Origin of the sequence: Sedimentitalea nanhaiensis DSM 24252 (genome assembly GCF_000473225.1) — a bacterium.
Taxonomy (GTDB): Bacteria; Pseudomonadota; Alphaproteobacteria; order Rhodobacterales; family Rhodobacteraceae; genus Sedimentitalea; species Sedimentitalea nanhaiensis.
The window spans coordinates 3,827,293-3,840,494 of sequence record NZ_KI421509.1 but is presented as its reverse complement, the minus strand read 5'-3'; the positions used below and the strand labels follow the sequence as shown (position 1 = coordinate 3,840,494).

Sequence of the window (13,202 nt, the reverse complement as noted above, 5' to 3'; positions counted from 1 at the left end):
TCAGCGGAGTTTCGGGTTCAGTGCGTCGCGCAGCCAGTCGCCCAGCATGTTGACTGCGACCACGAGGATGCAAAGCTGGATCGACGGGAACAGCACAATCCACCACGACCCGGAGAACAGGTATTGATTGCCGACCCGGATCAGCGTGCCGAGCGATGGCTGGTTCGGTGGCATCCCGACACCCAGGAACGACAGCGTCGCCTCGATCAGGATTGCCAGACCGAAGTTCAGCGTCGCCGCAACGAAGATCGGGGTCAGCGTGTTGGGCAGAATGTGCTTGAGCATCAGCCGACGTGCTGGCGTACCGACCAGCCGCGAAGCCTGCACATATTCCTTGCGCCGCTCTACCATGGTCTGGGCGCGCACCACACGCGCGTATTGCACCCATGAATACATCGCGATTGCCAGCACCAGCACCGCCGCCACGCCCGCTTCGCGCCAGGCCGGTGGCAGGAACTGCTGGGCCACCGAACTGACCAGAATCGCGACCAGTACAATCGGGATCGACAGCAGCACATCGCCCACCCGCATCAGCACGTTGTCGATCCAGCCACCGTAATAGCCCGCCATCAGGCCCAGCCCGATGCCCACGAACAGCGACACCACCACGGACGCGACCCCGATGACGATGGAAATCCGCGTGCCATAAAGGATGCCCGACAGGATATCGCGCCCCTGCACGTCCGTCCCCAGAAGATAGGGCATCTGACCGCCCTCCATCCAGATCGGCGGTAATTCTGCGTTCCACAATTCGAGCGCTGCCAGATCATAGGGGTCCTGCGGCGACAATACCGGCGCACAAAAGGCAGCAACGATCACCAGGGCCAGCACAATGGCGGCGCCTACGGCAGATTTGTGCGCCTTGAACGACCACCAGAGATCGCTATCGAAAAACGCCTCGGTGCGCGACAGCACCTTGCGATCGGCCTGATCGGTCATGCGTCGGCTCCCTTCAGACGCGGGTCGATCACCGCATAGGCCATGTCCACGATGGTGTTCAGAACGACAAAGATCAGCGCCACGATGCACAGATACGCGGCCATGATCGGCACATCGACGAAGGTAACCGCCTGAATGAAAAGCAGGCCCATGCCCGGCCACTGGAATACCGTCTCGGTCACCAGCGCAAAGGCGATCAACCCGCCGACCTGCATCGCCGTCATGGTCACAACCGGCATCAGGCAATTGCGCAATGCGTGGCTGAAATGCAGCCTGCGCGCCGGAACGCCCCGTGCCCGCGCGAACTTGATAAAATCCGACCGCAGCACTTCCAGCATCTCAGCACGCACCAGACGCATCACCAGCGTGATCTGGAACAGCGAGAGCGACAACGCCGGCAACACGATGGACATGCGTCCCGAATGGGTCAGCAACCCGGTGCTCCACCATCCCAGATCGACGGTCTCGCCACGCCCGAACGCGGGGAACCATCCCAGCCAGACCGAAAAGATCAGGATCAGCCCGATACCCACCACAAAACTGGGCAGCGACACGCCGATGATCGACGTGAACTGCATCGCCTCGGCATACCAGGTCTGTCGCCTGATCGCCGTGATCACCCCCATCGGCACGCCCACCACCAGTGAGATGAACGTCGCCACCAGAACCAGTTCGAATGTGGCTGGGAAACGCTCACCGATCATCGCCAGCACGTCCTGCTGATTGCGAAACGAGATACCGAAATCCCCCGTGGCAGCGCGGGCCACGAACTTTGAATATTGCACCAAAAACGGGGCTTCGAGGCCGAGTCTCTCACGCAGTTCATCGCGTTGTTCTTGCGTGGCCTGTTCGTTCAGCATCTGGTCAACCGGATCGCCGACGGCAGTAAAGATGACAAAGGCAAGAAACGTGACGGAAAGCATGACAAAGACGGCATTGGCCAGACGCTTGATGATAAATGCCAGCATTGCGATGATCTCCGGTCCGGGGAAATGAGAGGCGACGACGTTGCGCCGCCTCAGTCTCAGGGAGAATTATTTTGTCACGTACCACATGCGCGGCTTGTTATCGGGGAATTGCGGGAAATCGCTGAAGTCCCTGGACACCGCCCATGCCATCGGCTGCTGGTGCAGCGGCATCATGATGATCTCGTCCTTGGCAATGCGCAGCGCCTTGTTCTCCATATCCAACCGCGCCTCCCGGTCCAACTCGACCGCCGCGGATTGTGTCAGCTTGTCAAGTTCCGGATAGGACCAGCCGCCCCAGTTGAAGACCCCGGAATTGCCTTCCTTGGAATGCAACATCTGCACGAGGATCGAATAGGTATCCAGCATAGGCAGCGTCGCCCAGCCGATGGTGTAGATGTCGGCCTTGCCGTTGGCGCGCTTGGGCGTCTGCTTGGCGGTCGGACCGATATCCAGCTTCGGCTCCAGTCCGACGCGTGACCACATCGACGCAATGGCCTGGCAGAACTGTTCCTCGTTCACGTAGCTTTCGTTGGTGCATACGAAATCAAACGCGAAACCGTCGCCATAGCCGGCTTCTTCCAGCAGCGCCCTGGCCTTTTCGGGATCAAAGGGCGCGACCGTGTCCAGATCTTCGGAGTAGCCAGGGATCGAAGGGGCGACGAGGGCACCGGCATTGCGCGACTTGCCGCGCATCACCTTGTCCTGGATCAGATCCATATCGACGGCCAACTGCATCGCCTGACGGACGCGCAGATCGTTCATCGGGTTCTCGCCCCCGCCGACCAGCTCCTCGCGCCGGTTGAAACCCAGCATCACGGTGCGCAGATCGGTGCGTTCCAGGATCGTCAGATTCTCCGCCTGCGCCAGCCGCGGCAGATCCTGCACCGGCGCGCTGTCCACGAAATCGACCTCGCCCGACAGCAGTGCGGCAACCCGTGTCGCAGCGGATGAAATCGGCTGGAATTCGATCCGGGTCAGGTTGTGCGCCGGTTCGTCCCACCAGTTATTGTTGACCGCCAGTACAGTCTGCGCCTCGGGCGTCCGCGATTCCAACTGGAATGGGCCGGTGCCGTTGGTGTTGAATGTGGCATACCCCTCCACGCCGGCACTGACATCCGTTGGCTTCTCGGCATTGTTGGCAACCAGCCAGCCTTTGTCGAAGATGTGAATATTGGTCAGGTCGTTCAGCAGCAGCGGATAGGCACCGCTCAGTTCGATGTCGATGGTGTTATCGTCCACCACGGTGGCGCTCTGGTACGCTGGCAGGTTGCCCTTGAGCGGCGATGTTTCGTCGCTCACCCGCTCCAGCGATGCCAGCACATCCTCGGCGGTGAAATCGGATCCGTCATGAAACTTGACGCCCTTGCGCAGGGTGAACCGCCAGGTCGTCGGCGAGACGATTTCCCATGCGGTCGCCAGCGCCGGTTCGATCTCCAGATCGCGGTTATAGCGGACCAGACCTTCGTAAATGTGGTTGAGGAAGTTGATGGTATAGCTGTCACCGTAGGAATACGGATCCAGCGAAACGATATCACGCGGCGCACCCCAGCGGATGGTCTCGGCCTGTGCGGTCGCGGCCAGCAACGCCGCCGCCAGCCCCGCCAGCGCCCCCTGTCTCGTCTTCGTGGAAATGCTCATTTCTTTCTCCCTATTATTGTATACCTGATCATAAAATATCGCATACGATTCAGCGAGCATAAAGTTTAATTACCTTCCGATAGATGCGTCTTTCGACAGGCAATCCGGCTCACAAGCGCTCCTCTGCAAGAGCAGGCTAGGCGAAAAAACTATGATTTGCTACAAAAAAAGACCGATTGTATTCATTCTATGTATACAATACTATGGCCACACTCGCTTATCTCTTTTACGGCAATCATGGTTTAGGTCCGCGCATGTATAAATCCACGACCCGCAGCTTTCCGGTATACGATTCGCTGAGACAGGCGATTATCGAACAGGCCCTCAAGCCCGGCACGAAACTGCCGGAAGATTCGATTGGCGAAACCTTCAGCGTCAGCCGCACCACGGTGCGGAACGCGCTGGTGCGGCTCGATGCCGAAGGACTGGTGGACCTGCAACCGAACCGGGGGGCCTCCGTTTCGGTGCCGACCATCGAGGAAGCGCACGATATCTTTGAGATGCGCCAATGCCTCGAACGCGAGGTGATGGACCGCCTGTGCAGGATGGACAAGAAGCCGATCGTCAAGGCGCTCAAGGCGCATCTGGTCGAGGAAAAGAAATATCTCGATGTCGACACGACAAGATCGATCCGGCTGGCCGGCGAGTTCCACATCCTGCTGGCAGAGCTGACGGGCTCGCGGATTCTCGCCAACTACGTCAACGAGATCGTGTCGCGTTGCTCGCTGATCCTGGCGCGGTTCGCCCAGGCCCATTCGGCCCAATGCGGGCTCGACGAACACACTGAAATCATCGCGGCCATAGAAGCAGGCGATGCGGATCGCGCCATCATGCAAATGCACCGGCATCTGCACAGCGTTCAGGATCGCGCCCTGCTGGATCCCGATGAGCGTGGCAAAGAAGACGTCAGCGCGATCCTCGCGCGCTACATCGTGCCGAATGCCTGATCACACGTCGCGATCGCTCCACGCCCCCCGTAAAGATGGAATAGCCATGGACAGCCCAAACGCGCAATCGGATCGTTTCGACTTTGCCAGCCTCAGCGCCCGCGACCGCTACAAATTGTTGATCGGCTCTGTCGTGCCCCGGCCCATCGCCTGGGTGACGACGATCGACGAAAAAGGCACCCCCAACGCGGCACCGTTCAGTTTCTTCAATTGCCTTTCATCCGATCCGGCGATTTTGGCGCTGGGAGTCGAAAACCACGCCGACATGCGGTTTAAGGACACCGGCCGCAACATCCGCGTCACCGAAGAGTTCACGGTCAACATCGTCGGCTTTGACAATCTGGAGGCGATGAACGTCACCGCCGTGCCCTTCGCTGCCGGTATCGACGAGATCGAGGCCGCCGGGATGAGCACTGTGCCTGGCGAATTCGTCGCCTGTCCGCAGATCGCCGAAGCGCCGATCCGGTTCGAATGCAGAAAGCACGTCACCCTCAACATCGGCAAGTCGCGCGAGATCGTCCTGGGCGAAGTGCTGGCAATGCACGCCAGACCCGGTCTGGTCAATGACCGCTTCCATGTGGATGCCGCCGCACTTGACGCCCTCGGCCGCATGGGGGGCCACGGATATTGCCGATCGAACAAAACCTTCGATCTGCCGACTATGTCGGAGACCGAATGGCGGACCCGCGCTACCGGAACGAACTGAGCGCCATGCGTTTACTGATCGTGAACCCCAATTCCACTTCCGAGATGACTGACCGCATCGGCGCAGAAGCCAGAAACCACCTGCCGGACGGGGTCGCGCTGACCCTGAGAACCAACGATAGCGGCCCCGCCGCGATCCAGGGTGCGGCCGATGGTAAGGCGGCGATACCGGGTGCTCTGGCCTTGCTGAAAGACACCCCCTGCGACGTCGCCGTGATCGGCTGTTTTGACGATATCGGCCTCTCCGACGTTCCGGCGGACGGGCCTGCGGCTGTCATCGGCCTCGGTGAGGCCGCGATTCGGACAGCAGACAGGTCGGGACGGCGTTTCGCGGTGTTGACCACTTCCGACCTTTCGGTACCGGTTCTGGAAGCGAACCTGCGCGCTTACGGCGCAGAGGCGAACTGTGTCTGTGTGCAGGCCAGCATGATCGGCGTGCTTGATTTCGAAAGAAATCGCGTCGCCGCATCACAACGGTTGATCGCTGCGGCCAGGAGGCTGCTGGACGCTCACCCCGATATCGAAACCATCGTTCTGGGATGCGCCGGGATGGGCGGGCTGGCTTCCGACATGGCAGGTGCGCTGCACATCCCGGTTATCGATCCGATTGAGGCCGCCATCGGCATGGCCCTTCAACGGCATGCGCAGAATACGGCCAAATAGGGTGGATGGCATTGTTAGGTGTCGTCGCGGTACCTCTTACGCATAATCCTCGGGGGTGCAGGGGGGCAGACAGCCCCCGCCGCCCTCAGAAATCCAGATCGGCGTAATGTGCGGGCGGGCGGAACCCGGAAATCTGATCGGCCAGGATCGAGCGGAACGCCGGGCGCGACTTGATCTTTGCGTACCAGTCCTTGACCACCGCCGAGCGGTTCCAGTCCACATCGCTGATATAATCCAGAGAGGACAGGTGCGCCGCAGCGGCAAAATCCGCCAACGTCATCGCATCCCCGGCCAGCCAGCGGCGATGGTCCAGCAACCAGGTCATGTAATCCAGATGATACTTGATCGCCTTGGCCCCGTCCTTGACATTGCGGCTGTCCGGATAACCCGATTTGGTCACCTTCTTGTTGACCCGCTCATACAGCAGCTTGCTGGTGACCTCGTGGTGGAACTTGTCGTCGAACCACCCCACCAGCCGGCGCACTTCGAATCGCGCTTCGGGGGTCGATGGCATCAACGCCGGATCGGGGCGGGTTTCCTCGATATATTCGCAGATCGCCGCACTTTCCGCCATCATCCGCCCATCCAGCTTGAGCACCGGCACCTTGGCCGCCGGGTTGCGGCGTAAAAAATCCGGGTCCGCCTCCCAATAGCGCTCCTCGACCAGCTCGACCTCGATCTTCTTCTCGGCAAGCGACAGCCGCACCTTGCGGCAGAACGGGGATAGGGGAACGTGAAACAGGCGGGCCATGATCTTCCGAAATCTGTGGTGGAACACCACCCTCAATGCCCCGCCGCGCCGGGTTTTTCAATCCTCGAAACAGGCGGCGCGTCCATCTGCGCGGATGGTGGCTGCTCCGTCGGCAATCTGTGCCGCCCGCCGCCGCAGCCGGGGCGACGGGTTCGAGGCCGAGCGCGACTTGGGCGCGGGCAGCGTCGCGGCCAGCCGCGCCGCTTGCGTGGCGCTCAGCCTGGCGGGTGTCACGCCAAAGTAATGCTGCGCCGCAGCCGCCACCCCGAACACACCCTCGTCCATCTCGGCGACGTTCAGATACACTTCCAGGATACGCTTCTTGCTCCACACCGCCTCGACCGCCGGGGTGATCACCGCTTCCAGCGCCTTGCGCAACCAGCTGCGCTCTTGCCACAGGAACACATTCTTGACCACCTGCTGGCTGATCGTGGACCCTCCGCGCCGGTTGCCATCCGCAATGGCGGCGCGAATCGCCTGGACGTCAAACCCCCAGTGCAGGCAGAAATTCGCATCCTCTGCCGCCACCGCAGACCGTGCCATCACCGGCGCGATATCGTCCAGAGCCACCCAGTCCTGTTGCACCGGCCGCCCCAGCCTGCGCCCCTCGGACCACATGGTTTGCGTCGTTGGCGGATTGATCACGCTGAACAGCAGGATCAACAGCGCAAACACGCCGACCACCCCCAGCACCGCCCAGACCAGCAGCCGCCGCAGCGACGACAGCGTCCACCGGGATTTGCGCGCGGATTTTTTCGATTTCGCGGATTTAGCCATGCGCCATGCTATAGGCCTCCGGTCAACAGGCGGAAAGGCCCTTGCGTCGATCGGGCGACAAATCTGGCCGCTTCAGCGGACGTCAGACTGGCACCCTGTGGGCAAGATCGGAATACAGCGCCGGGACCGCGCCGCTGACAGGATGGCCCCGGTTCGTTGACCGGTATGATGTCGCCCGGCCAGGGCCGGCGGATCCATTCGCCGTTAATCCGGCCTCCGGGGCCGATCCGGGCAACACGCTGGCAGCGGCGGTTGAATGGCCCAAACCTGTCCGGCCGGTTTGTCAGCGTCCCGACAATCGCCCCCGCCCACGCGGGCGGGGGGTATGGGCACAATTGCGGCACCTCTGGTAGGCCGGAGCGGCAAAAGCCATCATTCCGCCGGAACCGCTTGCTCCTCGACGCTCAGCGGGGCGGGCAGATGCGCCAGCATCTCCTTGGGGCAGACCTGAATAAAGTTGCTTCGCTCGATGGCCCAATGCTGCAGGATGTCGGTGGCCTTGCGGCTGCCGGTCTCCTGTGCGTGCCGCTCCACCAGCGACCGCAGCTGCTGCTCCCAATGCGCCACCGTCACCGCACAGGTGACCAGGGTCTCGCGGTTCATCACCGTTTCCGCCGTGCGGTCCGGATCGTACAGATAGGCCATGCCACCGGTCATCCCGGCCCCGAAATTGGCACCGACCTCACCCAGAATCACCGCCACACCGCCGGTCATGTATTCACACCCGTTGCTGCCGCAGCCCTCGATCACCACCTTTGCACCGCTGTTGCGTACCGCAAACCGTTCACCCGCGCGCCCGGCGGCAAACAGATAGCCATCGGTGGCGCCATACAGCACCGTGTTGCCGATGATGGTGTTCTCGTCCGCGTTCAGCGGGCTGACCTGCGGCGGGCGCACCACGATGGTGCCCCCCGACAGGCCCTTGCCGACATAGTCGTTGGCATCGCCCGACACTTCCAGCTTCAGTCCCGGTGCCGCGAACGCGCCCAGCGACTGGCCCGCCGACCCCTGCAACTTGACCGTCAGATGATCGGGCTGGAACGCATTGCGCATCCCGAAGTTGCTCACGATGTGGCTGCTGGTGCGGGTGCCCACGGTGCGATGGGTGTTCTGCACCGCATAGGACAGCTGCATCTTTTCGCCATCCCTCAGGAACCGCGCCGCGTCGCGCACGATTTCCGCGTCCAGCGTGTCGGGCACTACATTGCGCGGCTTGTCGCGGTTATACACGATCTCGCTCGCGCCATCGACGGTGATCAGCAGCGGGTTCAGGTCCAGATCGTCCAGATGCGCATTGCCCCGGCTGACCTGGCTCAGCAGATCGGCCCTGCCGATGATCTCGCCCATCGACCGCGCGCCGATGCTGGCCAGCAGTTCGCGCACTTCCTGCGCATAAAAGGTGATCAGGTTGACCACCTTGTCCGCGTTGCCGGTGAACTTGGCGCGCAGGTTTTCGTCCTGCGTGCAAACGCCGACGGGGCAGGTGTTGGACTGACACTGGCGCACCATGATACAGCCCATCGCGATCAGTGCCGCAGTGCCGATGCCGTATTCCTCGGCCCCCATCATCGCCGCCATCACGATGTCGCGCCCGGTGCGCAACCCGCCATCGGTGCGCAACGTCACCCGGTCGCGCAGCTTGTTCATCGCCAGAACCTGATGCGCCTCGGTCAGCCCCATTTCCCATGGCAGACCGGCATATTTGATGCTGGTCGCCGGGCTGGCCCCGGTGCCGCCGTTATGGCCCGAAATCAGGATTACATCGGCCTTGGCCTTGGCCACCCCGGCGGCAATCGTGCCGACACCGCTTGACGCAACAAGCTTCACCGTCACCTTGGCGCGCGGGTTGATCTGTTTCAGGTCATAGATCAGCTGCGCCAGATCCTCGATACTGTAGATATCGTGATGCGGCGGCGGTGAAATCAGCGTCACCCCCTTGGTCGACAGCCGCAGCCGCGCGATCAGCTCGGTGACCTTCATCCCCGGCAGCTGGCCGCCTTCGCCGGGCTTTGCCCCCTGCGCGACCTTGATTTCCAGTTCCTCGCACTGGTTCAGGTATTCCGCCGTCACCCCGAACCGGCCCGAGGCCACCTGCTTGATCTTGGCGGACGGATTGTCGCCATTGGGTTCGGGCACAAAATGCGCCGGATCCTCGCCGCCCTCGCCGCTGTCGGATTTGGCTCCGATCCGGTTCATCGCCACGTTCAGCGTCTTGTGCGCCTCCGGCGACAGCGCCCCCAGCGACATGCCCGGCGTCACGAACCGCTTGCGGATCGAGGTGATGCTCTCCACCTCTTCGATCGGCACCGGCTTGCCCAATGGCTTGATGTCCAGAAGATCGCGCAGATGGATCGGCGGGTTGCTCTTCATCTTGGCCGAATACTGTTTCCACAGCTCGAAACTGGCCTTGTTGCAGGCCATTTGCAGCATATGCATGCTGGTCGCTTCCCAGGCATGGGATTCCCCCGACGCCCGCGCCTTGTAGAACCCGCCGATGGGCAGCACATCCAGCTCCGCGTCCCAGCCCCTGGCATGGACCTGTTCGGCCTTGTGCTGAATGCCCGACACGCCGATGCCGCTGATCCGGCTGATCATGCCGGGAAAATACTCGGCGCACATCGCCCGGCTCAGCCCCACGGCCTCGAAATTCAGCCCGCCCCGATACGAGGACACCACCGAAATGCCCATCTTGGCCATGATCTTCAGCAGCCCCTGATTGATCGCCTCGCGATAGCGCGCCACCGCCTGGGTCAGGTTGCCATCCAGCAGGCCCCGCGCAATCCGGTCGGCCAGCGAATCCTCGGCCAGATAGGCGTTCACAACCGTCGCGCCACAGCCGATCAGAACCGCGAAATAATGCGGGTCGATACATTCGGCCGACCGCACGTTCAGCGAACAGAAGGTCCGCAGCCCGTTGCGCGTCAGATGCGAATGCACCGCGCTGGTGGCCAGGATCATCGGCATCGCCACGCGGCCTGGCCCCGAATGCTGATCGCTCAGCACGATATGGCCCGCACCTGAACGCACCGCATCCTCAGCTTCCGAGCGGATCCGGGCCAGCCCGTCGCTCAGTGCGCCGGCACCGGGTTCAAACGAACAGTCGATCTCGACCATCGGCGCATTGAACTGCTCGATCAGCTTTTCCCACTGGGCGTTGGCGACAAACGGGCTTTCCAGCACCACGATCTCGGTCTGGCTGCTGTCCTCGTCCAGCACGTTCTTCAGGTTGCCGAACCGCGTCTTCAGGCTCATCACCCGGTATTCGCGCAGACTGTCGATCGGCGGGTTGGTCACCTGGCTAAAGTTCTGGCGAAAGAAATGGCTCAGCGGGCGGTACATCTTGGACAACACCGCGCTTGGGGTATCGTCGCCCATGCTGGCCAGCGCCTCCTTTCCGTCTTCGGCCATCGGCGCCAGGATCTGCTCCAGCTCCTCGATGCTATAGCCCGCCGCGATCTGACGCTTGCGCAGCGCGTCGCCGGTAAACAGCGGCTTCTCTTCCGCCCCGGCCAGAACCTCGTCGGCATCGTTGATCTTGCCGACCCAGTCGCTGAACGGCAGGGCCGCCGCCAGCTTGTTCTTGATCTCGGTGTCGTGAAACAGCAGGCCCTTCCGCATGTCCACGGCGATCATCTGTCCCGGCCCCAACGCGCCTTTTTCGCGCACCACGGATTCGTTGATCGGCACCATTCCGGCTTCGGACCCGGCAATCAGCAACCCGTCGCCCGTCACCACATAGCGCATCGGGCGCAGCCCGTTGCGGTCCAGCCCCGCACACACCCAGCGCCCGTCGGTCATCGCCAGCGCGGCGGGACCGTCCCAGGGCTCCATCACAGAGTTGCAATAGGAATACATGTCGCGCCAGGCCTCGGGCAATTCCACCGCCTGCTTGGACCAGCTTTCCGGCACCAGCATGGTTTTTGCCATCGGCGCGCTGCGCCCGGCCCGCACCAGAACCTCGAACACCGAATCCAGCGCGGCGGAATCCGAACTGCCGCTGGCGATGATCGGTTTGATATCCTCGGCCATGTCGCCAAAGGTCGCCGACGCCATGCGGATCTCGTGGCTGCGCATCCAGTTGACGTTGCCCTTCAACGTGTTGATCTCGCCGTTGTGGGCCAGCATCCGGAACGGCTGTGCCAGCCACCACTGCGGAAAGGTATTGGTGCTGTAACGCTGGTGATAGATCGCAAAGGCGCTCTCGAACCGCGCATCCATCAGGTCGGGGTAGAACACCGCCACCTGCTCGGCCAGCATCATCCCCTTGTAGATGATCGACCGGCACGACAGGCTGGCGATATACAGCCCGTTGATCCCGGCCTCGTTTGCCGCCTTTTCGATCCGGCGGCGAATGACATACAGCTCGCGTTCGAATGTTTCCTCGTCCACGCCCTTGGAATTAGACAGCAGGATCTGCTCGATCTCGGGCCGGGTCGCGTTGGCCTTTTCGCCCAGACAGGTCACATCCACCGGCACGTGCCGCCAGCCATAGATGTAATAGCCCATGCGCAAAACCTCGGTTTCCACGATGGTCCGGCATTTCTCCTGGGCGCTGAAATCGGTGCGGGGCAGAAACACCTGACCCACCGCGATCAGCTGATCCTTGTGCGGCGTGTGGCCGGTGCGCTCGACCTGATCGTAAAAGAACGGCACCGGAATCTGCACATGGATGCCCGCGCCATCGCCGGTCTTGCCATCCGCATCCACCGCACCGCGATGCCAGATCGCTTTCAGCGCATCGATCCCGGCCTCCACCACCTTGCGGCTCTTCGCGCCATTCACCGACACCACCAGCCCGACGCCGCAGGACGAATGCTCGTCGGCCTCGGAATACAGGCCATTCTCGGCCATCCACTTGCGTTTCTCTTCTTCGGCCTTGGCCCAGGCGGCGTCGTAAATCGTCATCATGCGTCTCCCTCGACATGGGGGTTTTTGGCTTCGTATTCGGCTTGGGTCGCGCGGGCGTGTTCGCCGGTCAGGCGGGCCGAGGCCATGGCGCGGTCGATATAGATCTCGGATCTGAGCGGCCAGTCGCGCGCCGCGTCAAACAGACCCGGCATCAGCTCATAGGCACCGTCGGTCTCGCCCAGATCGCGCATCCACAGATGCGATCCGCAAGTGCCGCAAAAGGCGCGTTCGGCGAATTCGCTCGACGCGTGACGGGTCGCCGGACCATCGACGGTGACCGCCTCGGCGGCGGCTTCGAAACACAGGAACACCCCGCCGGACCAGCGTTGGCACATGCGGCAATGACAGGCACCGGGGCGCGGATCATGCGCGCCCTCGACCCGAATCGTCACCGCGCCACACAGGCATTGTCCGCTCAGCGCGCTGCTCATGCGCCGCTCTCCGGGGGCGGCGCGAACATCGCCATCACTTCGGCTTCGGTCATCCGCGCATGCTCGCCCGCGAAGGCATAGCCCGCCGGCTTCCGGTCGATGAAGATCTCGGCCGTCAGCGGCGCGCCCGTGGCGTCCTCGAACAGCCCGGCGGCGATATGGGTCTGACCCTGATGCGGGCCCGGCGCGGTAACGCGATACCACAGCGACGAACCGCAGGTTTCGCAAAAGGCGCGCTCGGCCCATTCGGACGAGGCGTAGCGGCGCACCGGCCCGGTCGCCTCCATGCCCGGCGCGGCCTGGAACGCGATCATCGCGCCCGAGGTCCAGCGGCGGCACATGCTGCAATGGCAGGCACTGATCTCCGGCTTGTCCGCGCGCGCCGTCACCGTTACCGCGCCGCACATGCAATGTCCCTTGAGTGTCTCGCTCATGTTCACCGTTCCTCAATCTTTTGGGTCAGCCGACCTGACCA

General features: G+C 62.4%; 11 protein-coding genes. 3 read left to right on the top strand and 8 right to left on the bottom strand.

What is annotated here, in order from left to right; translation table 11 throughout:
- The 3 genes from NANH_RS0121010 to NANH_RS0121000 all read right to left on the bottom strand — a co-directional run bounded on the left by NANH_RS0121010 (position 1) and on the right by NANH_RS0121000 (position 3,545).
- On the bottom strand, positions 1-939 hold the full coding sequence (locus tag NANH_RS0121010) for an ABC transporter permease (protein ID WP_027263811.1): 939 nt from the start codon (positions 937-939) through the stop codon (positions 1-3).
- Positions 936-1,907, bottom strand: coding sequence for an ABC transporter permease (locus NANH_RS0121005; protein WP_027263810.1), 972 nt, complete (start codon positions 1,905-1,907; stop codon positions 936-938). Before NANH_RS0121005 ends, NANH_RS0121010 begins: the two co-directional genes overlap by 4 nt.
- A 66-nt stretch (positions 1,908-1,973) precedes the next feature.
- Positions 1,974-3,545, bottom strand: a complete 1,572-nt coding sequence (locus tag NANH_RS0121000; protein ID WP_051372531.1) for an ABC transporter substrate-binding protein — start codon at positions 3,543-3,545, stop codon at positions 1,974-1,976.
- 254 nt (positions 3,546-3,799) lie between these two features.
- Between NANH_RS0121000 and NANH_RS26800 the strand changes: the two genes are divergently transcribed.
- Genes NANH_RS26800 through NANH_RS26795 form a run of 3 tightly spaced genes read left to right on the top strand, consistent with a single transcriptional unit; the run spans position 3,800 to position 5,860 of the window.
- A complete protein-coding gene (locus NANH_RS26800; RefSeq protein ID WP_036050174.1) occupies positions 3,800-4,492 on the top strand; it encodes a GntR family transcriptional regulator in 693 nt (230 codons plus the stop codon).
- A 46-nt stretch (positions 4,493-4,538) separates the two neighbouring features.
- On the top strand, positions 4,539-5,198 hold the full coding sequence (locus NANH_RS0120990; RefSeq protein WP_027263808.1) for a flavin reductase family protein: 660 nt from the start codon (positions 4,539-4,541) through the stop codon (positions 5,196-5,198).
- Positions 5,168-5,860: an aspartate/glutamate racemase family protein gene (locus NANH_RS26795; protein WP_051372530.1), complete on the top strand. Its 693-nt coding sequence runs from the start codon at positions 5,168-5,170 to the stop codon at positions 5,858-5,860. The genes NANH_RS0120990 and NANH_RS26795 overlap by 31 nt, the downstream gene beginning before the upstream one ends.
- A gap of 85 nt (positions 5,861-5,945) precedes the next feature.
- Here the strand turns inward: NANH_RS26795 and fzlA are convergent, their stop codons facing one another.
- From fzlA to NANH_RS0120960, 5 genes are all read right to left on the bottom strand, one after another.
- The gene (gene fzlA / locus NANH_RS0120980) at positions 5,946-6,611 is read right to left on the bottom strand and encodes an FtsZ-binding protein FzlA (RefSeq protein ID WP_027263807.1); all 666 of its coding nucleotides are present in this window, start codon (positions 6,609-6,611) and stop codon (positions 5,946-5,948) included.
- 57 nt (positions 6,612-6,668) lie between these two features.
- Complete coding sequence (gene mtgA / locus NANH_RS0120975; RefSeq protein ID WP_027263806.1) at positions 6,669-7,388, bottom strand: monofunctional biosynthetic peptidoglycan transglycosylase; 720 nt, start codon at positions 7,386-7,388, stop codon at positions 6,669-6,671.
- A gap of 372 nt (positions 7,389-7,760) precedes the next feature.
- A complete protein-coding gene (gene gltB / locus NANH_RS0120970; protein ID WP_027263805.1) occupies positions 7,761-12,293 on the bottom strand; it encodes a glutamate synthase large subunit in 4,533 nt (1,510 codons plus the stop codon).
- On the bottom strand, positions 12,293-12,727 hold the full coding sequence (locus NANH_RS0120965; protein ID WP_027263804.1) for a GFA family protein: 435 nt from the start codon (positions 12,725-12,727) through the stop codon (positions 12,293-12,295). The genes gltB and NANH_RS0120965 overlap by 1 nt, the downstream gene beginning before the upstream one ends.
- The gene (locus NANH_RS0120960; RefSeq protein ID WP_027263803.1) at positions 12,724-13,161 is read right to left on the bottom strand and encodes a GFA family protein; all 438 of its coding nucleotides are present in this window, start codon (positions 13,159-13,161) and stop codon (positions 12,724-12,726) included. The genes NANH_RS0120965 and NANH_RS0120960 overlap by 4 nt, the downstream gene beginning before the upstream one ends.
- Positions 13,162-13,202 lie beyond the last annotated feature (41 nt).

Bases quoted from the DNA above. Each gene is read 5' to 3' on its own strand.
- NANH_RS0121010 (WP_027263811.1), bottom strand. From the start codon at position 939: ATGACCGATCAGGCCGATCGCAAGGTGCTGTCGCGCACCGAGGCGTTT.
- NANH_RS0121005 (WP_027263810.1), bottom strand. From the start codon at position 1,907: ATGCTGGCATTTATCATCAAGCGTCTGGCCAATGCCGTCTTTGTCATG.
- NANH_RS0121000 (WP_051372531.1), bottom strand. From the start codon at position 3,545: ATGAGCATTTCCACGAAGACGAGACAGGGGGCGCTGGCGGGGCTGGCG.
- NANH_RS26800 (WP_036050174.1), top strand. From the start codon at position 3,800: ATGTATAAATCCACGACCCGCAGCTTTCCGGTATACGATTCGCTGAGA.
- NANH_RS0120990 (WP_027263808.1), top strand. From the start codon at position 4,539: ATGGACAGCCCAAACGCGCAATCGGATCGTTTCGACTTTGCCAGCCTC.
- NANH_RS26795 (WP_051372530.1), top strand. From the start codon at position 5,168: ATGGCGGACCCGCGCTACCGGAACGAACTGAGCGCCATGCGTTTACTG.
- fzlA (WP_027263807.1), bottom strand. From the start codon at position 6,611: ATGGCCCGCCTGTTTCACGTTCCCCTATCCCCGTTCTGCCGCAAGGTG.
- mtgA (WP_027263806.1), bottom strand. From the start codon at position 7,388: ATGGCTAAATCCGCGAAATCGAAAAAATCCGCGCGCAAATCCCGGTGG.
- gltB (WP_027263805.1), bottom strand. From the start codon at position 12,293: ATGACGATTTACGACGCCGCCTGGGCCAAGGCCGAAGAAGAGAAACGC.
- NANH_RS0120965 (WP_027263804.1), bottom strand. From the start codon at position 12,727: ATGAGCAGCGCGCTGAGCGGACAATGCCTGTGTGGCGCGGTGACGATT.
- NANH_RS0120960 (WP_027263803.1), bottom strand. From the start codon at position 13,161: ATGAGCGAGACACTCAAGGGACATTGCATGTGCGGCGCGGTAACGGTG.